The organism is Pseudomonas sp. 11/12A, assembly GCF_000800055.1.
Lineage (GTDB): Bacteria > Pseudomonadota > Gammaproteobacteria > Pseudomonadales > Pseudomonadaceae > Aquipseudomonas > Aquipseudomonas mohnii.
On the sequence record NZ_JUGV01000001.1, the window covers coordinates 2,537,552 to 2,557,933 of the forward strand.

Below are 20,382 nucleotides of genomic sequence, written 5' to 3' on the forward strand. Positions count from 1 at the left end.
GCTTTTTGAACACCCCATATCCAAACGATATTTAACCTATTGGTTTTATTGATTATTTTGTTTTATGTCGATAATGAAATTCAGTTTCAACTGTCAGGAACAAGTCTTCTGATGTAGATTAAGTAGACAAGTGAGAGGAATGAATCCGCATGAGTGAAATGAATGTGCAACCCGTGGCGCGGCGCCCTCATCTGGCTGAGCACATCGCCCGCTCGTTGAGTGAAGAGATTGCCTCCGGCCGACTGCGGCCAGGCGACCGCCTTCCGACCGAACAGTTTCTCTCGCAAAACTTCGGCGTCAGCAGGAATGTGGTGCGCGAAGGCATCGCCACGCTTCGAGCCCAGGGACTGATCCAGTCGCGCCAGGGCGTGGGCGTATTCGTCTCGGCCGCCGCCCAGTCGGCGGAGCCTTTGGCGCTGCGTGAAAGCACGCCGTTGCTGGACGGTGACAATACGATGCGCAACATGTTCGAAGTACGGGCTGTACTGGAAAGCCAGGCCGCTGCGCTGGCGGCATCGCATATGACGCCCCACACGCTGAAAACGATTCAGGCGGCGGTGCTGCGAATGCAGTACGAAGGGGAACCGACTCTGGACACGGTCAACGCTGACCTCGACTTCCATCGGGCGGTGGCTGCCGCGTCAGGCAACGACTATCTCGAGACAATGATCCGCACGGTGCTCGAACCGATGCGAGCGCTGATCTCCATGACCTTTGCACGGCGGGGTCCGGTGTTCAGCAATATTCCCCATGCAGCGCGCGGCGAGCATGAAGACCTCGTGCAGGCATTCATCGACCGGGATGCGGAAGCGGCGCGTCGGATCATGGGCCAGCACATTGTCAGTGCCGCATCGCGATTCGGCTACGAGATCACGTTCTTCTGAGGCCGCCAGTTGTCTCATTGTTCTACAACAAACCAGGTGACTGCGACGCAGTTGCGCCGGGGGACAGGCACCAGGGATCTGTCCCCTGCTTCCATCAAGGCACCAGCAGTGCTTCATGGATCTCAATGGAAGGAACGGCACCGCCCACACGCCGGCTATCAAGCCAGCCCCTGGTTTTGCCGACATCAAAAATCTGGCCCTGCTCCATCAGCGTCAGGATGAGCTCATCGGACACGCGATAGCGGCCACACTCCGGGCAATCTCTCTCTTCCCAGGGGCCGTGACACTGAATGCGCTGTGCGACGCCGGCACAAATAAGACAACTCATCACGATCACCTTTTTATAGTTGTGCCCGATCCGTCATGGCCCTCACGCTGGAGCGCACTGATCTGGCAGGTGATGGGTCGACAGAAGAAAGGTGGGTAAAGTTCGAGGCCTTGTCGCTTACAGTTCGAACAGGTCGCATTCGTTGATCCGCTCATCGCCCGCGAACGTTTAAGGCAATACCCATGGCATCAATTCAGGTCCATCAGACGCGCCCGCACGAGCGCGCAGATGTCATGGAAACGGAACGACCGGCACCTGGCTTAAAGGCATTCCTGCGCGGCACGTTCGAGTGGGGAAGGACCGAAAGTCGAAGCCAGCAGCGCGCGCTCGTACAAAAACACCTTGCCGCCATTCGATGCCTTGTCCTTGTAGGCCTCGAGTACATCGTCCGCGGCGACTTTGCTGGACACGACGATCCGGTAGCTGCGCTGGGTCTCCGATACGGTGGCTTGCAGCGAGTCGTTCTGCAGTTTCGGTAATACGCAGTGTGCGTAATCCGCAGGAGCTTTCCTGGTCTGCAACGTCAGCGTCGGGGCGTTCGGGGCCGAGGCACAGCCGGACAACAGCAAGCATGCGACGAGCGCTTGCCGGGTCAACATTTTCATCGCGCAAATTCCTGGGAAGCATTTGGATGTGCGCGATTTTCCTTGTTTTTGGCAAACAACAAAACTTGAGATCGGTGATGGTCACTATTACCTGAACGAATAGTCACCCGCAGTGACCAGGCTCAGTCAGGCTTATCGACTTTCGTTGAGGGCTCCGCGGCACGACTGCCCTTGAACGCATCACGCCGCGCCTGTCGCTCCAGGGCATAAGCGGCACTCGGCTCACTGATCAGTTCTTCACGGCGCAACAGCTGGCCGCAATGTTCGCAAAGCGGCCCGAGCCCGGCGGGTTGCCCGCAGGTCTGGTGGGTGTATCGGACCGCCAGGCCCTCCTCTTGCGATTTGCACCAGGTTTCCCCCCAGGCACGCAAGGCAAGAATCACCGAGTAAAAGGCCTGCCCCTTTTCAGTGAGGTGGTACTCGTGACGCAGCGGCCGTTCGCTGTAGGCACGACGTTCGACCAGCCCGTCGGCTTCCAGGCTTTTCAGGCGTGCGGCGACCATCTGGGGAGTGCCACCTGTCTGCGCCTGGATCTCATCGAAGCGATGACTGCGCATGAACAATTCCCTGAGCACCAGCACGGTCCAGCGATCTCCGACGACCGATTCGGCCCGGGAAATCGGGCACAGGGTTTCAGGGCTACTCTTTTTTATCGCCATACGGTCTTGCCTCTTTCACACTTACTATGATTATCATATCCACAACATGCCAAGGCAAGCCCGTGGCACGGATCAACCCCTTCCCTGGAGAATTTGTCATGTCGAACGCTGCCTACCCGCTTGGCCGGACCGCTTACCTGCTGGTCGACCCTTACAACGATTTTCTGTCCGAGGGCGGCAAAGTCTTCCCGTTGATCAAGCCGATCGCCGAGCAAGTCGGCCTGCTCGACAACCTGCGCGCCCTCGATCGTACTGTCCGCTCCCTCGACATTCCGGTGGTCATCGTACCGCACCGGCGCTGGGAAAAAGGCGACTACGAAAACTGGGATCACCCGAGCCCCTCCCAGTGCAAGATCCAGCACATGCACCACTTCGCACGCGGGGAATGGGGCGGTGAATGGCACCCGGATTTCGCGCCAAAGGACGGTGACATCGTTGTTTCCGAACACTGGGGATCGAGCGGTTTCGCCAACACCGACCTCGATTTCCGCTTGAAGCAAATAGGTGTCACCCACGTGATCATCGTCGGCCTGCTGGCCAATACCTGCATTGAGGCCACCGCCCGTTACGCTCAGGAACTCGGCTACCACGTCACCCTGGTGCGAGACGCCACTGCGGCATTCAAGCCGGAAATGATGCACGCCGCCCATGAACTCAACGGCCCGACGTTCGCCCACGCCATCGTGACGACGGAAGAACTCATCGCCACGCTGGCGCAGTAAGGTGCACAAGATGAAATTGACCGGAAATCTGCTGATCGGCGCCCATGAAATCCCTGCCACCGAAGGGACCATGAAGGCGCTGAACCCCGCGACCAACCAGCTCATCGAGCCGGATTTCGCCCTGGGCGGCGTCGAGCAGGTCGACAGGGCCGCGACCCTCGCCGACGAGGCCTTTGACGCCTACAGCCATACCTCGCTCGCCGAGCGCTCGGCGTTCCTCGAACGCATCGCCGACCATCTCGATGCCGCCAGCAAAGAGCTCGCGGCACGGGCAGCGCTGGAGACCGGTTTGCCCGAGGCGCAACTGCAGGGTGAAGTCGCAAGAGCCGCCACCCAGTTCCGCCAGTTCGCCGATGTCGTGCGCAAAGGGCGCTTCCTGCAAGTGGCCATCGACCCGGCGCAACCTGATCGCCAACCCCGCCCGCGCATGGACCATCGACTGCAGAAAATCGCCATCGGCCCGGTAGCGATTTTTGGCGCGAGCAACTTCCCCATCAGCTACTCGGTGGCCGGTGGCGACACCGCTTCGGCATTGGCCTCTGGCGCAACAGTCATCGTCAAGGCCCACAACGCCCACCCGGGCGCCTCGGAAATTCAGGCCCGAGCCATCCGCCAGGCGGTGCAGGACAGCGGACTGCCTGAAGGTGTGTTCTCCATGGTACGCGGCAGTGGCAACGCGATTGGCGAAGCCCTGGTCGACCATCCGCTGATCAAGGCGGTGACCTTCACCGGCTCGGAACAAGGTGGCATGGCGCTGTACCGTCGTGCGCAACGGCGCCCGGAACCGATTCCGGTGTTTACCGAGATGACCAGCGTCAACCCCACATTCGTCCTGCCCCACGCGCTGGCCGGGCGTGGTTCGCAGATCGGTGATGGTTTCGCCGAGCGCATGCTGGTCAATGTCGGTCAGGCCTGCCTAAAACCGGCGATCCTGATCGCCATCGAAGGCGCCGGATTTGACGCGTTGCGCGCTGCGATGGCCAAGCGCGTGGCCCAAGCAAGTGCGCGTCCGATGCTGACGCCGGGCATTCATGCGTCTTACATCCGCGGCCTCGACGACCTGCAACGCGCCGGCGCCCGACTGGCGGCCGAGGGGGAGCCCGCCCATGGGGATCTGGATGGCCACTCTGCGTTGCTGGAAGTCGATGGCGCGCACTTTCTCAGCGAGACGGCACTGGCGCACGAAGTGTTCGGGCCGGCGGCGTTGTTGGTGAAGGTCAGGGACGCGGCGCAAATGCTCGCCGTCGCCCGCTCGCTTCGCGGTCAGCTCAGCGCTGCCATGCACCTCGAGCAGACGGACATCGAACTGGCCCGGCGCTTGCTGCCGATACTGGAGCGTCGCACCGGTCGCATTGTCGTCAATGCGTTTGCCCACCCACAGGAGATGTCCTTCGCCACCATCCACGGGGGACCGTTTCCGGCATCATCGGACAGCCGCTTCACCTCGGTGGGCATGACGTCCATTGAGCGTTTCCTGCGTCCGGTGTCGTATCAGGGCTTTCCCGATGCGCTGCTACCGGAGGCACTGCGAGACATCAACGCCCTTGCAGTGCCACGCAGCGTGGACGGTCAGTAGGTGTCAACGAAGGCCCGGCATTCAGGGGATTGCCGGGTCTTTTTCCAAGGTATGCACCTGGTTCCGGCCATTGCGCTTGGCCTGGTACAACGCATCATCAGCGCGGGTCACCAAGCTTTCCAGGTTGTCGCCGGGTTCAGTGAAGGCGACACCAAAGGACGCGGTGACCGTGTCCAGCACGGTGTCGGTGCCCCGCGCCTTGATCCGCAGCGACTGGACTTTCAACCGCAGTTGTTCGGCGAAGGCGTTGGCCACGGTGAGATCGGCGCAATGTTCGAGCACCACACAAAACTCCTCACCGCCGTAGCGCGCCGCGAAAGCGTTGGCTGGCAGCGCGTCGCGCAGTACCTGACCCACATGCTGAAGCACCCGATCGCCCAGCGGATGACCGTATTGATCGTTGAACTGCTTGAAATGATCGATATCCAGCATGACCAGCGCCACGTTTTGCGACGCTTTGACCAGCGCTTGCTCCAGCTGGCGGGTGAACGCAGACCGATTGAGCAGCTCGGTCAGGCCATCCAGCGTGGCGGCCCGTTGCGCACGCTCGAGCTTGTCCCGCAGGGTTTTGATTTCGCTTTGCGCTGATTGCAACTGGGCAAGGAAGTGTTCCTGCTGGCTCTGCATCAGCCGGGTGCTCTGCTGCAGCTCGCTCAAGATGTCCGGCAGGCGAGCGCTGACCGGCTCATCGAGCATCTCCATGCACTGGCCGAGACGGCTCTGAAAAGTCAGATTGCCCTTTACGCTGCGCGAGACATCCCGCTCCATGCCATCCACCAGGCTGATGACCTGATGCTGGTCCGCGCGGACATCGTCCAGTTCGTCACGGATGATGTGCTCGCGAAACAGCTTGGTGGCGGATTCTGGCGGAAAGTAGTCGAAGTCTCTGAGCACCCGGTCCAGGTGACGATTGAGCTCCGGGTCCTGGCCCTTGCTGTAGGTGTACCAGAGCGCGTAATGCACAGGATTGGGCGCAATGTTGTGGCGGACCATCAGGGGCACGGCTCGCTTGAGCAAGGCCGCGGCCTCCCGGGTGTCCTCCGGATACAGCGCTAAAACATTCGCACGCGATTCTGATTGGCTCATGGCATCACTGTGGTTATTGGTCGTGGGCATTCGCAGCGTGCGATGAAGCATACCGATACGCCCGACAAACGGCTATCCATAACTAGCGGTTTTGCGGCCGTCGATAGGGTTCGATGAACCCGCAACCAAGGATTTCGTTCAGGCGCCGGGTATCGCTCATTCGGCGAAACAACCCGGGCGTGCGCCACGGCGCGTGACCGTCAATGTTCGGTGCGCCCAACCCGGCCAGCACGTCGTCGATCAGAACGGAGCGGGTTTCGAACGAAATTCGCGTCAATCCGGTGTTGTTACCGACGCCGGCATGGGCATGCGCCCCGGAAAAGGCAATCAGGCTCCCCGGGGCGATATCCACGGCCACCCCCTGCTGCGGGTCGATTGCCTCCAGCAGATGCGGGATGGCCTCGTCGGCATCCACCGCATTACGACCGTCACGATGGGAGCGCTCAAGGATCGCGCGCATATCGAAATCCGCACTGCAATTGCGCAGCGCTTGCTGCCACAGGTGCGGATACAAGGCAAAGGTCCGCCCTGTCGTGATCGGATAGATCGGCGCCCACCAGTTGGTTTGTGCATAGAGATTCGAGCCCCAGGTATCGCGGTGAAAGGCGATGGTGGCGGTGGTGCGGGCGCGCGGCGTGGATTGCCGGGGTTCTCGGTGAGGTTGAAAACGCAGGTGCAGGCGGTCACAGGCCAGGGCATCGGGGGCCAGGCCCAGGCTTTCCACCACGACCCGCCAATGCTCGCGAACCTCTTTCGAGCGGGCAAAGGCGTTCTGACATTGGGCAAAACGCAGCGTTTGTTCATCATGGCTCAGATAACGGTGAATCTCTGGCGGCGCCCAGGGATGCAGCGCGTCTTCCAGCCATGCACGGGTCAATGCCACCAGTGCCGCCATGGCGGGCAACTCGGCAATACGAATGATCTCGCCGGCATAGATCCGATCGTGAAACTGCCGAGCGCTGCCCGGTCTTTGCAGTGAGCTGTACATGGCCTGATCTCCCTAAACGTAGCGCTGTTGACTGTAGAGGTCAGCCGATTGCGCCGGGAAGCATCAGGCGTGGCGGAAAAAGGCGGATCAGCTCAAGGTGAACCGGCGCGCGAATGTCTGCCGAGCGAAACGAAAAAAGCCCTGCACGCGTGAACCTGCAGGGCTTCCTGGTCTAGCTGACCTTCTCATTCACCCGGCCTGACCGGCCGGTTATTCATTTGCTCAACAACACTTCGGTCCAGCCTTGCTGCCGTAACGGGCTTCCTGGCGTTCGCGGAAGAACGCCTCGTAGTCCATCACCGGTTGGTCCGGGTGTTTGGTTTGCATATGCTCGACGTAGTTGTCGTAGTCGGGCATGCCGACCATCAGGCGCGCGGCTTGCCCGAGGTATTTACCGAGGCGACTCAAGTCATTGAACATGGCGCACTCCTCGCTTACGCCTCCGGCAATGCCTGGAATGGCGCTTCTTTATCCGTACGCTCCTTGGTGCCCCAGGCCGCGACACCGACCTTCAGCGCAAAGAACAGGATGCTGAACACTACGAACAGGAACAGCGCGGTCAGTGTTGCGTTGGTGTAGGCGTTGAAGATCACATGCTGCATCTGCGTGATGTCCTTGGCCGGAGCCAGCACCTGGCCGTTGGCCAGCGCATCGCTGTACTTCTTGGCCAGGGCCAGGAAGCCGATCGCCGGGTTGGCGTCGAACAGCTTGATGAAGCCGGCGGTGGTGGTGCAGATCAGCAACCACACGGCAGGCAACAGCGTGACCCAGACGTAACGCTGGCGTTTCATCTTGATCAGCACGACGGTGCCGAGCATCAGCGCGATACCGGCCAGCATCTGGTTGGAGATGCCGAACAGCGGCCACAGGGTATTGATGCCACCCAGCGGATCGATCACGCCTTGATACAGCAGGTAACCCCACATCGCCACGCAACCGGCGGTCGCGATCAGGTTGGCGGTCCAGGATTCCGTGCGGCGCAGCGCCGGCACGAAGGACCCGAGCAAGTCCTGGAGCATGAAGCGACCGGCACGGGTACCGGCGTCGACCGCCGTCAGGATGAACAGCGCTTCGAACAGGATCGCGAAGTGGTACCAGAACGCCATGGTGTTTTCACCCGGCAGGACGTGGTGCAGGATCTGCGCGATACCGACCGCCAGGGTCGGCGCACCACCGGCACGGGCCAGGATCGTCGTTTCACCGATGTCCCTGGCGACCGCTTGCAGGGCGTCCGGTGTAATGGCGAAGCCCCAGCTGCTGACGGTTTGCGCGACGCTCACGGCATCGGCGCCCACCACGGCGGCCGGACTGTTCATGGCGAAATACACGCCCGGATCGATCACCGAAGCCGCGACCATGGCCATGATGGCGACGAAGGATTCCATCAACATGCCGCCGTAACCGATGTAACGGGCATGGCCTTCACTGGCGAGCAGTTTCGGTGTGGTGCCGGAAGCGATCAACGCGTGGAAACCGGACACCGCGCCACAGGCGATGGTGATGAACAGGAACGGGAACAGACCGCCCTTCCACACCGGGCCGGTGCCGTCGATGAATTGGGTCAGTGCCGGCATTTTCAGCTCGGGCATGGTCACCAGGATGCCGATGGCCAAAGCCACGATGGTGCCGATTTTCAGGAAGGTCGACAGGTAATCGCGCGGTGCCAGGATCAGCCACACTGGCAGCACGGCAGCGACGAAGCCGTAGCCGATCAGCATCCAGGTGATCTGGATTCCCGTGAAGGTAAAGGCTTTGGCCCACACCGGATCGGCGGCAATCTGCCCGCCCAGCCAGATCGAACCCAGCAACAGCACTACGCCGATCACCGAAATTTCACCGATACGGCCCGGGCGGATGTAGCGCATGTAGATGCCCATGAACATCGCGATCGGGATGGTCGCCATCACCGTGAACATGCCCCACGGGCTGTCCGCCAGGGCCTTGACCACGATCAGCGCCAGCACCGCGAGGATGATGATCATGATCAGGAAGCAGCCGAACAGCGCGATGGTCCCGGGAATGCGGCCCATTTCTTCACGGACCATGTCGCCCAGGGAGCGGCCGTTGCGGCGGGTGGACATGAACAGGACCATGAAGTCCTGCACGGCGCCAGCCAGCACCACGCCGGCGATCAGCCACAGCGTGCCGGGCAGGTAGCCCATTTGCGCCGCCAGCACCGGACCGACCAGCGGACCCGCGCCCGCGATGGCCGCGAAGTGGTGACCGAAGAGCACGTGCTTGTTGGTCGGTACGTAGTCCAGACCATCGTTGTTGAGCACAGCGGGAGTGGCTCGATTGGGGTCGAGCTGCATCACTTTATTAGCGATGAACAGGCTGTAATAGCGATAAGCAACCAGATAGATAGCGACTGCTGCAACGACGATCCACAGGGCGTTGATCGCTTCGCCGCGGCGCAAGGCCACGACACTCAGCGCAACCGCTCCCAGAACGGCCACGGCAAACCAGGCAAGGTGTTTAGCCAGACGGGGCATACAAGGTCTCCTGCCGACAGCCAGTGGACTGCGGCGGTAATTTTTATAATTGTGTCCGCAATGCGGAGCTGGCCCAATATCCCCGTATGTCGTCCACAAATAAATCCGCGTTACTACGTACGTGTTTTCTACGTAGTTCTACGTAGACACCCCTCCCCCAATCCCCTGTAGGAGCGAGCCTGCTCGCGATGTACGTCAGGGCAACGCGGGCATTCAGACAACCCGCGTCATCGTTGACGCCCCTCCCGAGCAGGAGGTCTGCATGACCAGCGGACCTTTGGCTATCTCCTACAAGGTGCTTGTTTGGCATATGATCCCGAGCCTTCGCGGGGGCAGGAGTCAAGATGCAGCTCAAACACAAAATCGTCGCGCTCGGGATTCTGCCGCTGGTACTGGCCATCGCCGTCATCTGTGCGCTGGTGATTTCCCTCAATCGCCAGCTGGGTGATCAACAGGCACAGCTGATCGAAGACAGCATTCTGGCGAGCAAGCGCGCGGAACTGAAAAACTACGTGGAAATGGCGCAGAGCCTGATCGCGCCGCTGTACGACGACGGCCACGGTGACGCGCATGCCCAGCAACAGGTGCTCGAAGAACTGCGAAAGCTGAGCTTTGGCATCAACGGTTACTTCTTCGTTTATGACCACGAGGGCCGCAGCCTGATGCATGCGCGGCAATCGGATCTGGTAGGCCAATACCTGTGGGACATGAAAGACCCCCACGGTTTGCCGGTGATTCAGGCGCTGCTCAAAAGCGCGCAATCGGGCGAAGGCTTTCAACGCTACGCGTGGAACAAACCCTCCTCCGGCCAGGTGACCGACAAGCTCGCTTATGTGGTGATGCTCGACCGTTGGGGCTGGATGCTCGGCACCGGCATCTACCTTGAAGACGTCGAACGCGCTACCCAGCAGGCCCGTGCCGAAGTCGCCCAAGGCATTCGCAAGACGATGATGGCGATTGCCGTGGTTGCACTGGTGGCGGTGCTGTTCGTCTTCGCCACCGGCATGACCCTGAATGTCAGCGAGCATCGTCTGGCCGATAAAAAACTGCAGCGCCTGACCCAGCGCATTGTCAGCCTGCAGGAAGAAGAACGATCACGGGTTTCCCGCGAACTGCACGATGGCATCAGTCAGGTGCTGGTCTCGATCAAGTTTCAGTTCGAACTGGCCAGCCATGTTCTGGAGAACGGACAGGACAAAGGCCTGGGCATTTTGAGAGACGCCACTGAACGCCTGGGCCAGGCGATTGGCGAAGTGCGCAGCCTCTCCCACGACCTGCGCTCGTCCTTGCTCGACACCCTGGGCCTGCCGGCCGCCATCGGCCAACTGGCCGCCGAATTCGAGCAACGCAGCGGGCTGACGGTGACGTACAACGACAACGAGTTCGACTGCCAGTTGGTCGATGGCGCCGCCGTTTCGCTGTTTCGTATCGTCCAGGAAGGCCTGACCAACATCGAACGCCACGCTCAGGCCAAAAACGTCTCCATCACCTTGCACGGTTCGGAAGAAAACGTGCGCCTGACGGTGGTCGATGACGGTGTCGGTTTCAACGTCGCTCAGGTCGAGCGTCGTCACGCCGGCATTGGCTTGCGTAATATCCGCGAACGTGTCGAACATTTTGGCGGGCGTTTCGAGTTGATCTCGATGCCGGGAAGAAGCTCGCTGGATGTTCTGCTACCCATGAAACCCTCGGGCAGCCAACGCTGACTGCGCCCAAGAACAACAAGAGTGAATGCCTACGATGACCCTGCCCTCCCCGATCCGCGTCGCCCTGGTTGACGATCACTCCCTGGTCCGTGACGGGATCAAGGCGCTGCTGGGCGTGATGGCGCCCCTGGAAGTGGTGGGTGAAGCCGAGAGCGGTGCCGAGGCCATCGAGATGGTCGGGCGCTGCCAGCCAGACCTGTTGCTGGTCGATATCAGCCTGCGGGACATGAACGGCCTTGAACTGACCCGCGTCCTGCGCAGTCAGTATCCGGCGCTCAAGGTGTTGGTGCTGAGCATGTACGATAACTATGAGTACGTGAGTGAGTCGGTGCGTTCCGGTGCCAGCGGCTATGTGCTGAAAAACGCACCGTCACGGGAGATCATCGCCGCCATCGAGGCCATCACCAGCGGCGGCACCTTCTACAGCGCCGAAATCGCCCAACGGCTCATCGCCGATAAAAACACCGACAATGAGCTGACCCCTCGTGAAAGCCAGGTGCTCTACAAAATGGCCCAGGGCCTGAACAACAAGGAAATGGCACGAGAGCTGGACATCAGCGTGCGCACGGTGGAAACCCATCGCCTGAGCATCCGCCGCAAGCTCAACATCGACAAACCCGCGGCACTGGTCAAATACGCGATCGATCACGGGATCATTTCGCGCTAACCCCCATTCGTGCCCTCGGGATCGCCGTCGCCGGCAAGCCGGCGCCTTCAGGTGACCGTCTTATCAGGCCTCAGAGCTTGGCAATCGAGACTTCGGTGGATTTTACGAAGGCAATGACTTCGCTGCCCACTTTCAACTCGAGGTCGCGCACCGAACGGGTGGTAATCACCGACGTGACAATGCCGGAGGCGGTTTGCACGTCGATTTCCGAGACCACTTCGCCCAGCAGAATTTCCTTGATGACGCCCTTGAACTGGTTACGGACGTTGATCGCTTTGATAGTCATGGTGAGGCTTCCTGTCTGATGTCGAGTACATCCATATGGATGTGCAGGACCTCAAGGTGCACTGAGTGAATACACATTAAAAGGAATAAATAATTCTTTTATTATTCCTTTTGGAGATATCAAGCCACCCTATTCAACGGCCTGAAACGTTGACTCCAATAAGAACAAAATAGAATTAATAAATACAAAAACAGTATTTATAGTTATAAAAATATCCGCGTACTCTCGCTTCATCCCGTCATTCATCTACACAGTGAAGTGCCCCATGAATCCGACTGACAACCTCATCGACTTCGCCAGCTATCGCAAACGCAAACACGCTCAGCAACGGGCTCGGGCCATGTGGGAAATGTATGCACGCAACGCCGGACTCCAGGCATTTCAATGGGTACAAGCTGCCCGGGCCACCGAGACGCGTCACGCGTGAACGCGCATCAACCCTCGCGCTTCCTGGTGAGCGCCGATGAACCGGTACTGGATTTGAATCACCTGGACCCACAGGATGAAGATGCCAACTGCGAGCGGGTCGCACAGAATCTTCAACGCCTGCGCAGTAAGCGCCTTCTGTCACTCGATGCCCTGGCCCGACTGTGCGGTGTAAGCCGGGCGATGCTCGCGCAGATCGAATCCGGCCGCAGCGTGCCGTCGATCAAAGTGCTGTGCAAAATCGCCAAGGGCTTGAAGGTATCGGTGGCCGCCTTTCTTGAGCATCGGGCCTTTGAAGGCGTGGCGGTATTGTCGGCCAGTCAGAGCAAGCGCCTGGTCAGCGCCAGCGGCACTTTTGTCAGCCGCGCCCTGTTTCCCTACGACGTTGCGCGACAATCGGAATTTTACGAGTTGCGCTTGAGCCCGCTGGGCGAGGATCAGTCCGAGGGTCATGGTCCTGGTGTCCAGGAAAACCTGGTGGTGGCTCAGGGGGTGCTGGAAATCAGCGTCAACGATGAGCGCTATCTGCTTTCCACCGGGGATTCGATTCTGTTTTATGCCGACCAGCCCCATCGCTATCGCAACCCCGCCGACAGTGAAGCGCTGGCGTACCTGGTGGTGACTTACCCGGAACGCCTGGACTGAACCACCTATAACGGCGGGAGCCGGCTTGCCTCCTCCCGCCGATCGCCAATGAAAAGCCCGGCCAATTCGCATTGGCCGGGCTTTTCAACGCTTGCCGCCAGGGATCAGCAGGTGCAGCACATCAGTGGCATGCCATTGCAGCTCATCATCATCGGCATGCTGCAATCGTTCATCATTTTCATCATCAGGGCGCAGCAGTTTTTCATCATGTCCATGTTCATGCCGGCCATCGGCATGATTTTGCACATCATGCCGTCGGCCATCATGGTGCATTCCATCACGCACTTCATCGATGGCATCGGCATACCCATCATCGGCATTGGCATCATCATGTTCATCATCGGCATGGCCATGCTCGCCTGAGACATGCACATCATGCTCATGTTGCCGCAGTGCATCATCATCGGCATGCCGCAGTTCATCATCATCTGCATCATTTCAGCGCTGTTCTTGAACATCGCCATGTCCATGCCAGCGGCCGGCATCATCTTGCACATCATGCCGTCGTCCATCATTTCGCAGGTCATGGTCGCCATCATCATCGGCATGCCCATCATCGGCATCATGGGCATGCTGGTGTTCATCGGCATTTGCATCGGCATGGCGTTCATCATGGTGTTGCTCCCTGAAGGATTGGATAGTTGGACGAAGCTGATGGGACGGATTCTATGGAATCGGCCAGGCGCAACAAGCTGATGGTCAAACAGCCAAAGTCGATGTCAGGGCAGCTTTAACGAGGCAGGCAGGACGGATATTTCCGTTATGACAAATGATTGTCTTCGATCATGGCCAGAATAAATGCGGCGACATGTATTTTGCGGCTATGGATATGCCCGTCGAGCCTATTCAAATAACCGAAAGAAATAATCGGTCTAAACGGGGCTGAATTTCAGGCAAAAAAAATCCCAGGCAGCTGATGGACGCCTGGGATTTAAAAATGCATAAACCGTGGTGGTGAACGCGGCGCGGATATTACGGAATATTTCGCCCTGTAACAAGATATTTTAATTAACCACGTAGTTACTAAGCGTTCTAACCCTCTAAATATCCTGATATTTTTTAAGGCTAAGGTAGAAATCACCTTAACTTGGGCGAAACCTGACTCATGCAATCGCGATCAGAGGATCCGCTGCCGCCCACACAGGTGGCGATCAACTCATCCAGGTCATTGAACTATCCGATTGAATCCTACAGACAGTCGCGCACGCCCTTTCGCAGCGCGCCTGATTTGGCCCAGGGTGGCCCCTGATAAAGTGATACGCGGCTGCCATCCTTGTACTTCACGATATCCAGCACTTCATCGGCAGTGACGATACTCGGCGCGGTAATCCTGTAGCCGTTGGAAATCGAGATCTGAGTGGTGTGGGATATCTCCTTCTGCCACTCGGGCAACACACACGCCGCGAGCTCTTTTGGTGTCTTTTCACTGTACTTGCTGACGTTCGGTTCACCTGGGACCAGGGACGTCGGCAATGAACACCCCGCCAATAACGCCAATCCAACTCCGCCCATCAACATCCGGCTCTGCATAAAGCGCCCTTAATTCCTGAAAACATGAAATGTAGCGTGTCGTCGCCCTGACATCCATTTCTCACAACGACATTGGTGAGTCCGGCCACTCAGTGGCCGACCGTATTATCGCCGGGGCCGGGGTAGGAGCGCGTGTTGAGATAAGTCATCCACCGCTCATAGGCCTCGTGCTGCCATTGCGTGACCCGCTCCCATTCCGGCCCACTGAGCCGGTGCTCGGAAATGAGTGTCATCATTGCGCTGGTGGCCGCATCCAGATCCACGATCAGCTCGTGAGCGTGCGCCCGGAAGTCATCGGTCGTTGTCATTTGCATTGCCCCCGCCCAGGAAATCGATACTCCAATACGACAGCGGATTTACGAGTTCGCGCAAACTTCCCGACCAAAGGAAGCCGCACGGGATCAGACGAACACAACGCCCCATTGGGAAACGGGTCTAAAATTTCGTAGCGCAGACATTCAGGAGGTCATCATGTGGCTTAACGAGTCGGAACAAGAACTTCGCCGTGATTTGCAGAGTGTTGCGTCGGATTTGAGGTGGTCCGCCGTGGAACTGTTACGCATCGCCGAGCAGTTGCGCCAGGCCGGCAATGACGTAGACGCACAGGCCGCCCTGCGGCTGTGCGAAGTTTTCCAGAGCAATGAAGGACGATTGGCGGGTTACGCCGAAGAAGTCAAAGCCCGGGCCATCAGTCGAACCACCAAAACTCACTGAGCGGAGCGCCGACATGAACAGGCTTCTGTGCTCGCTGGTCGTGGTGCTGACGGCATTGAATGGCTGTAATACCGAGTCTGGGGCGTTCCGGGGGCAGCCGCTGGTGGCCAAGGTCGACACCGGCATGAGCAAGGAACAGGTCCAGCAGATCGGCGGCCCACCGCTATCGATAACGGACCGCACCGTCGAGCCCGGCACCTGCTTCGATTACACGTTGACCCAATCCGGCAAAAAACAGCCGTACAACGTCAGTTTCGACAGCCGGGGAAAGGTCGACCACACCAGTTTCATGACCTGCGCCGAATGGAGCCACGCGCAGCAAAAAGCCAGGGAACCTTCGCACTCCGGTGGCGGAGGCTACTGACCACCGCGCCAACGTCAAAAAGCCCCGGAATGCCGGGGCTTTACATGCAATCAACTGGCTTACTGGCTGTTCGCCTGCCTGCCCGAGCGTGCCTTGTAGCCGGGAAGCGACGCTGCAAACGCCAGTGCTTCTTCGCGGCTGCCAAATGAGGCAAGACGGTCACCTTTGGTGCATACCCGCCACGGACCGTTGTTCACGCTGATTACGTCATAGCCGTTCATATGCATCTTGTTCAACATCGAAAGACTCATAGTCACCTCCGTTTTGGCAGTGATGTCCAAGTTGACGTGCCTACCTTACACCCACCCTTTGTCCGAATGCCGACCAGACGTCGTATCACCACGGCCGATTCAATGGCACTTTCAGGTATCACTCACATCGAACAACACAACCACAGGCAAAACGGCACGCGGCGTGAATATTGCATTTTTGTTACAGTTCTATGACAGCAAGCCATCAGGTCACACATGAAAGTACGCGCAACCGTCATTTGCGAGCAGGACCGGCACATTCTCCTCGTGCGTAAGCTGAGGTGCCGCTGGGCGCTGCCCGGTGGCAAAGTCGAGCCCGGAGAAACCCGGGCTGACGCCGCCATACGCGAACTGCAGGAAGAAACCGGCCTGTACGCCGACGAGATGCTGTACCTGATGGAACTGGAAACCGGCGATACCCGACACCACGTCTACGAAGCCTCCGTGGTGAATCTGCATGAGGTCCGGGCGCAAAATGAAATTGTCGACTTCATCTGGTTCCCGATGGATACCGTACAAAACCTGAGCACCAGCGACGCCACGCTGCGCATCATCAAAGCGTTTCAGCGTCGCCTGTAACGGCCTGTGCGTCAGCCCTGATCGCCACCGCCCACGGGCATGACCATGCCGGTGATATAGGACGCTTCGTCGCTGGCCAGAAACAGAATCGCCCCGGCCTGCTCATCCAGCGTGCCATAGCGCTTCATCAAACTGCTCTCAAGGGTTTGATCGACGATCTGCTGGTACCAGATTTTCTCTTGCGCGCTCTGCTCGGCACTGTTGCGCGGAATGACTCGTGGCGGCGCTTCGGTACCGCCCGGCGCGGTGGCATTGACTCGCACGCCGCGCCCGGCGGTTTCGAATGCCAGGCACGCCGTCAGCGCATTCACCCCGCCTTTCGCCGCGCCATAAGGCACGCGGTTGACGCTACGGGTCGCAATGGATGAAACGTTAACGATCGCTCCACTGCCCTGTTCCAGCATGAATGGCAGCGCGGCATGGCAGCACCACAGCGTCGGAAACAGCGAGCGGCGCACTTCGGCCTCGATCTGCGCGGCCTCGTAGTGCTCGAACGGCTTGGCCCAGATCGTGCCGCCCACGTTGTTGATCAGCACGTCGAGCCGACCAAAGCGCTCGACGGCGGTGTGCATCACCCGGTCGCATTCATCGTATTGCTCAAGGTCGGCAGTCAGGGCCAGGACCTGGCAGGTCTGTGACAGTGCCGTCTGCACCTCGAACACCAGGTCGGAACGATCGACCAGGATCAGCTTTGCGCCTTCGGCGGCCATACGTTCGGCAACCCGGCGCCCGATGCCCTGGGCTGCCCCAGTGATCAGCGCGACTTTTTCGTGAAATCTGTTCATGTGTACCCCATGACTAAGGATGCAGGTCAATGAAGAAGTGCCGGACGAAACACAGTCCTGTGGGAGCGAGCCTGCTCACGATAGCCGGCTCACAGGCGACATCGATGTCGAATGTTCTGCCCTCATCGCGAGCAGGCTCGCTCCCACATGGGTTCTGTGTCGTGCACGGGATTTGCGCGCAACTTACGCCGCGCTGGCGGCGAATTTTTCGTAGTAGAAGTTCGCAGGCTTGATGCCCTGCTCGCCGATGTACTTGCTGACCGCTTCCACCATCGGCGGCGGGCCGCACAGGTAGACATCGACGTCGCCATCGTTCAAATGCTTCGGCTCGATGTGCTGGGTCACATAGCCCTTGAGCGGGTGCTGACTGTCGGGACTGGCCACGCAGGCGCTGTAGCTGAAGTTCGGGATGCGCGCGGCGAAGGCTTCCAGGCGATCGAGCTCCACCAGGTCGAAATCGTGGGTCACGCCGTAGATCAAATGCAGCGGATGCTCACTGCCCTGCTCGGCGATTTTCTCCAGCATTGCCGTGAACGGCGCCAACCCGGTGCCGCCCGCCAGCAACAACAACGGCCGACGGATGTCGCGCAGGTAAAAACTGCCCAGGGGACCGGCCAGGCTCATGCTGTCGCCGGCCTTGGCCATGCCGGTGAGGAAGCTGCTCATCAGGCCGCCAGGTACGTTGCGAATCAGGAAACTGACTTCGCCGTCGCGCTGCAACGAGCTGAACGAATAGGCACGGGTTTGACCGCTGCCGGGAATTCCGAGGTTCACGTATTGCCCCGGCAGGAACGCCAGCTTGTTCAACGCCTCGCCCTTGATCGACAGCGCGATGGTGCTGTCGGACAACTGGCGCACGGCACTGATGGTGGCGTCGTAGCTGGCTTGCTGGGTGCGGCAGACATCCGACGACACCGGCACCCGCACCACACAATCGCTCTGGGCGCGCATCTGGCAGGTGAGGACAAAGCCCTGCTCGGCTTCATCGGCGCTGAGGGCGTCTTCGATGTACTCCTCGCCCAGGTCGTAGCGACCGGCCTCGGCAAAGCACTTGCAGGTGCCGCAGGCGCCGTCGCGGCAGTCCAGCGGAATGTTGATGCCCTGACGGTACGCGGCATCGGCCACGGTTTCGCCGGCATTGGCGTCGATAAACCGAGTGACGCCGTCTTCGAAGTTGAACGCAATGGAATGGGTCATGACGGCCGCCTCACAGGTGATAGACATCGATGACCTGACGAACGTAGTCGTTCTTCAGGATCACTTTCTTGGCCTTGATCAGCGGATTCTCACCGCGCACATCGAGGGTGTAGAAACTGCTGCCGAAATAGCTGTCGACGGTCTTGTAGCGAAAGCTCAGGGTGTGCCAGTTGAAGCGCACCTTGCACAGTCCGTCGGCCTGTTCGAGCAACTCGATGTTGCTGATGTTGTGCGAGGTACGGGTGTCCGGAATGCTCGCGCTGGAACGCTCGGTCTTGATGCGGAAGACGCGGTCTTCCAGGCCGGTGCGGTTGCCGTACCAGATCAGCGAGATTTCGCGCTGCGGGTCTTCGGTCAACTCGTCGTTGTCGTCCCACGACGGCATCCAGAATGTGGCGTCCGGCGCATACATCTCCAGCCACTCATCCCATTGCCGGTCGTCGAGGTAACGCGCTTCGCGGTAGAGAAAATCGCGCACGCTGTCATAGGTGATGGTCATTGCACGGTCTCCACGGCAATCAACTCGGACTGTTCGGCCGCCAGGGCCTTGAGCATGGTCTGCTGCCAATATTTGTGTTGCAGCACGAACAGGCCTTCGTCTTCGGTGCGCACACCGCTGAGCAGCGGATGCAGGTCGATTTCCTTGGCCGCCTCGTCGGCGCCCTCGATCCAGTGCTCGGCGCCGCGGGACATGTCGTTCCACGTCGTGACGCTGCCCTGGTAGCTGGTCTGGCAGGAACGGAACTCCTCCAGATCATCCGGTGTGGCCATGCCACTGACGTTGAAGAAATCCTCGTACTGGCGAATCCGCTTCGAACGGGCGTCGTCGCTCTCACCTTTAGGGGCGATGCAGTAAATGGTGATCTCCGTGCGGTTGACCGAGATCGGCCGGGCAATACGGATCTGCGAACTGAACTGGTCCATCAAGTACACGTTCGGGTACAGGCACAGGTTGCGCGAGTTCTCGATCATCCAGTCGGCGCGAGCCTTGCCGAAGTCTTGGGCGAGCTCGTCGCGGCGCTCGTAAAGCGGGCGGTCTTCGGGGTTGGCCCAGCGGGTCCAGAGCAACATGTGGCCCTTGTCGAAGGAATAGAAACCCCCGCCCTGCTTGGCCCAGCTGCCGGCGCTCATGGTCGGGTTTTCGTCACCGGCTTCGCGCTGCTTGCGCTGGTTCTGGGTGGCGGCGTAGTTCCAGTGCACTGAGCTGACGTGGTAACCGTCGGCGCCGTTTTCGGCGGTGAGTTTCCAGTTGCCTTCATAGATGTAGCTGGAGGAACCGCGCAGCACTTCCAGGCCATCGACGGACTGGTCGACGATCATGTCGATGATCTTCGCCGACTCGCCCAGGTGCTCCACCAACGGCACTACATCGGCCTTGAGGCTGCCGAACAGGAAACCGCGATAGGACTCGAAACGCGCGACTTTGGTCAGGTCATGGGAGCCTTCGCAGTTGAAGCTCGCCGGGTAGCCGGCGTTGGCCGGGTCCTTGACCTTGAGCAGCTTGCCGGAGTTGTTGAACGTCCAGCCGTGGAACGGGCAGGTATAGGAGCTCTTGTTGCCGGACTTGTGCCGGCACAGGGTCGCGCCGCGATGACTGCAAGCGTTGATGAAGGCGTTGAGCACACCATCCTTGTTGCGCGCGATGAAGATCGACTGGCGCCCCATGGTGGTGGTGTAGAAATCGTTGATATTGGGAATCTGGCTTTCGTGAGCCAGGTACAGCCAGTTGCCTTCGAAGATGTGCTGCATCTCCAGATCGAACAGGCGCGGGTCGGTGAACATCTCGCGCTTGCAGCGATACAGGCCTTGGGCAGGGTCGTCTTCAAGCAGGGAGTGAATATATTCAGGTCGCAGGGTCATGGCCGCCGCCTCCGTTGTTATTGTTCAGGCAG

The 20,382-nt window shown here is 59.5% G+C and carries 26 protein-coding genes; 10 read left to right on the forward strand and 16 right to left on the reverse strand.

Translation table 11 applies throughout. The annotated features are described in order from the left end of the window. Positions 1 to 149: 149 nt before the first annotated feature. Positions 150 to 884 (forward strand): FadR/GntR family transcriptional regulator, encoded by a 735-nt coding sequence (locus tag GQ39_RS11570; RefSeq protein WP_047529898.1) that lies wholly within the window; start codon positions 150 to 152, stop codon positions 882 to 884. Between the two features lie 94 nt (positions 885 to 978). Here the strand turns inward: GQ39_RS11570 and GQ39_RS11575 are convergent, their stop codons facing one another. The 3 genes from GQ39_RS11575 to GQ39_RS11585 form a co-directional block, all read right to left on the reverse strand. Beyond that, positions 979 to 1,212 carry a hypothetical protein gene (locus GQ39_RS11575; protein ID WP_047529899.1) on the reverse strand — a complete coding sequence of 78 codons (234 nt, stop codon included), beginning with the start codon at positions 1,210 to 1,212 and terminating at the stop codon, positions 979 to 981. A 260-nt stretch (positions 1,213 to 1,472) separates the two neighbouring features. Then, positions 1,473 to 1,817 (reverse strand): hypothetical protein, encoded by a 345-nt coding sequence (locus GQ39_RS11580; protein WP_047529901.1) that lies wholly within the window; start codon positions 1,815 to 1,817, stop codon positions 1,473 to 1,475. 122 nt (positions 1,818 to 1,939) lie between these two features. Beyond that, entirely contained in the window at positions 1,940 to 2,476 is a 537-nt protein-coding gene (locus tag GQ39_RS11585; protein ID WP_047529903.1) for a winged helix-turn-helix transcriptional regulator, read from the reverse strand. A 98-nt stretch (positions 2,477 to 2,574) separates the two neighbouring features. Between GQ39_RS11585 and GQ39_RS11590 the strand changes: the two genes are divergently transcribed. Continuing rightward, positions 2,575 to 3,198 (forward strand): isochorismatase family cysteine hydrolase, encoded by a 624-nt coding sequence (locus tag GQ39_RS11590; RefSeq protein WP_047529905.1) that lies wholly within the window; start codon positions 2,575 to 2,577, stop codon positions 3,196 to 3,198. Positions 3,199 to 3,208: 10 nt separating this feature from the next. Next, a complete protein-coding gene (locus GQ39_RS11595) occupies positions 3,209 to 4,774 on the forward strand; it encodes an aldehyde dehydrogenase (NADP(+)) (protein WP_047529908.1) in 1,566 nt (521 codons plus the stop codon). Between the two features lie 21 nt (positions 4,775 to 4,795). Here GQ39_RS11595 and GQ39_RS11600 read toward each other — a convergent pair whose 3' ends face one another. The 4 genes from GQ39_RS11600 to GQ39_RS11615 all read right to left on the reverse strand — a co-directional run bounded on the left by GQ39_RS11600 (position 4,796) and on the right by GQ39_RS11615 (position 9,340). Continuing rightward, a complete protein-coding gene (locus tag GQ39_RS11600; RefSeq protein WP_047538767.1) occupies positions 4,796 to 5,860 on the reverse strand; it encodes a GGDEF domain-containing protein in 1,065 nt (354 codons plus the stop codon). A gap of 82 nt (positions 5,861 to 5,942) precedes the next feature. After that, positions 5,943 to 6,848 (reverse strand): hypothetical protein, encoded by a 906-nt coding sequence (locus GQ39_RS11605; RefSeq protein WP_047529909.1) that lies wholly within the window; start codon positions 6,846 to 6,848, stop codon positions 5,943 to 5,945. A 222-nt stretch (positions 6,849 to 7,070) separates the two neighbouring features. Continuing rightward, a complete protein-coding gene (locus GQ39_RS11610; RefSeq protein WP_047529911.1) occupies positions 7,071 to 7,268 on the reverse strand; it encodes a YbdD/YjiX family protein in 198 nt (65 codons plus the stop codon). A 14-nt stretch (positions 7,269 to 7,282) separates the two neighbouring features. After that, the gene (locus GQ39_RS11615) at positions 7,283 to 9,340 is read right to left on the reverse strand and encodes a carbon starvation CstA family protein (RefSeq protein WP_047529912.1); all 2,058 of its coding nucleotides are present in this window, start codon (positions 9,338 to 9,340) and stop codon (positions 7,283 to 7,285) included. Between the two features lie 344 nt (positions 9,341 to 9,684). Between GQ39_RS11615 and GQ39_RS11620 the strand changes: the two genes are divergently transcribed. Together GQ39_RS11620 and GQ39_RS11625 are read left to right on the forward strand one after the other, a co-directional pair. Next, positions 9,685 to 11,046 (forward strand): cache domain-containing protein, encoded by a 1,362-nt coding sequence (locus GQ39_RS11620; RefSeq protein ID WP_047529913.1) that lies wholly within the window; start codon positions 9,685 to 9,687, stop codon positions 11,044 to 11,046. Positions 11,047 to 11,080: 34 nt separating this feature from the next. Beyond that, complete coding sequence (locus GQ39_RS11625) at positions 11,081 to 11,713, forward strand: response regulator (protein WP_047529914.1); 633 nt, start codon at positions 11,081 to 11,083, stop codon at positions 11,711 to 11,713. A gap of 70 nt (positions 11,714 to 11,783) precedes the next feature. Here GQ39_RS11625 and GQ39_RS11630 read toward each other — a convergent pair whose 3' ends face one another. After that, a complete protein-coding gene (locus GQ39_RS11630) occupies positions 11,784 to 11,999 on the reverse strand; it encodes a TOBE domain-containing protein (protein ID WP_003173733.1) in 216 nt (71 codons plus the stop codon). Positions 12,000 to 12,264: 265 nt separating this feature from the next. Here GQ39_RS11630 and GQ39_RS33010 point away from each other — a divergent pair, with 265 nt between their 5' ends. Next, a complete protein-coding gene (locus GQ39_RS33010; RefSeq protein ID WP_167361775.1) occupies positions 12,265 to 12,426 on the forward strand; it encodes a hypothetical protein in 162 nt (53 codons plus the stop codon). Beyond that, positions 12,423 to 13,070 carry a helix-turn-helix domain-containing protein gene (locus tag GQ39_RS11635; protein WP_047529924.1) on the forward strand — a complete coding sequence of 216 codons (648 nt, stop codon included), beginning with the start codon at positions 12,423 to 12,425 and terminating at the stop codon, positions 13,068 to 13,070. The genes GQ39_RS33010 and GQ39_RS11635 overlap by 4 nt, the downstream gene beginning before the upstream one ends. A gap of 104 nt (positions 13,071 to 13,174) precedes the next feature. On the opposite strand, the gene GQ39_RS31415 is transcribed toward GQ39_RS11635, so the two are convergent. The 3 genes from GQ39_RS31415 to GQ39_RS11655 all read right to left on the reverse strand — a co-directional run bounded on the left by GQ39_RS31415 (position 13,175) and on the right by GQ39_RS11655 (position 14,908). After that, on the reverse strand, positions 13,175 to 13,684 hold the full coding sequence (locus GQ39_RS31415) for a hypothetical protein (protein WP_081997896.1): 510 nt from the start codon (positions 13,682 to 13,684) through the stop codon (positions 13,175 to 13,177). 574 nt (positions 13,685 to 14,258) lie between these two features. Then, positions 14,259 to 14,600: a hypothetical protein gene (locus GQ39_RS11650; RefSeq protein ID WP_047529926.1), complete on the reverse strand. Its 342-nt coding sequence runs from the start codon at positions 14,598 to 14,600 to the stop codon at positions 14,259 to 14,261. An 89-nt stretch (positions 14,601 to 14,689) separates the two neighbouring features. Continuing rightward, complete coding sequence (locus GQ39_RS11655; RefSeq protein ID WP_047538777.1) at positions 14,690 to 14,908, reverse strand: hypothetical protein; 219 nt, start codon at positions 14,906 to 14,908, stop codon at positions 14,690 to 14,692. A gap of 163 nt (positions 14,909 to 15,071) precedes the next feature. Between GQ39_RS11655 and GQ39_RS33305 the strand changes: the two genes are divergently transcribed. Together GQ39_RS33305 and osmE are read left to right on the forward strand one after the other, a co-directional pair. Beyond that, positions 15,072 to 15,314, forward strand: coding sequence for a hypothetical protein (locus GQ39_RS33305; protein WP_047529928.1), 243 nt, complete (start codon positions 15,072 to 15,074; stop codon positions 15,312 to 15,314). 13 nt (positions 15,315 to 15,327) lie between these two features. Then, positions 15,328 to 15,678, forward strand: a complete 351-nt coding sequence (gene osmE, locus GQ39_RS11665) for an osmotically-inducible lipoprotein OsmE (protein ID WP_047529930.1) — start codon at positions 15,328 to 15,330, stop codon at positions 15,676 to 15,678. Between the two features lie 59 nt (positions 15,679 to 15,737). On the opposite strand, the gene GQ39_RS11670 is transcribed toward osmE, so the two are convergent. Beyond that, complete coding sequence (locus GQ39_RS11670; protein WP_047529932.1) at positions 15,738 to 15,929, reverse strand: hypothetical protein; 192 nt, start codon at positions 15,927 to 15,929, stop codon at positions 15,738 to 15,740. Between the two features lie 216 nt (positions 15,930 to 16,145). Between GQ39_RS11670 and GQ39_RS11675 the strand changes: the two genes are divergently transcribed. Beyond that, positions 16,146 to 16,508: an NUDIX hydrolase gene (locus tag GQ39_RS11675; protein WP_047529934.1), complete on the forward strand. Its 363-nt coding sequence runs from the start codon at positions 16,146 to 16,148 to the stop codon at positions 16,506 to 16,508. An 11-nt stretch (positions 16,509 to 16,519) separates the two neighbouring features. On the opposite strand, the gene GQ39_RS11680 is transcribed toward GQ39_RS11675, so the two are convergent. The 4 genes from GQ39_RS11680 to benA form a co-directional block, all read right to left on the reverse strand. After that, a complete protein-coding gene (locus tag GQ39_RS11680) occupies positions 16,520 to 17,293 on the reverse strand; it encodes a 1,6-dihydroxycyclohexa-2,4-diene-1-carboxylate dehydrogenase (RefSeq protein WP_047529936.1) in 774 nt (257 codons plus the stop codon). 183 nt (positions 17,294 to 17,476) lie between these two features. Beyond that, positions 17,477 to 18,490, reverse strand: coding sequence for a benzoate 1,2-dioxygenase electron transfer component BenC (gene benC / locus GQ39_RS11685; RefSeq protein WP_047529938.1), 1,014 nt, complete (start codon positions 18,488 to 18,490; stop codon positions 17,477 to 17,479). A gap of 10 nt (positions 18,491 to 18,500) precedes the next feature. Next, entirely contained in the window at positions 18,501 to 18,989 is a 489-nt protein-coding gene (benB, locus tag GQ39_RS11690; protein WP_047529940.1) for a benzoate 1,2-dioxygenase small subunit, read from the reverse strand. After that, positions 18,986 to 20,350 carry a benzoate 1,2-dioxygenase large subunit gene (gene benA, locus GQ39_RS11695; RefSeq protein WP_047529942.1) on the reverse strand — a complete coding sequence of 455 codons (1,365 nt, stop codon included), beginning with the start codon at positions 20,348 to 20,350 and terminating at the stop codon, positions 18,986 to 18,988. Before benA ends, benB begins: the two co-directional genes overlap by 4 nt. Positions 20,351 to 20,382 lie beyond the last annotated feature (32 nt).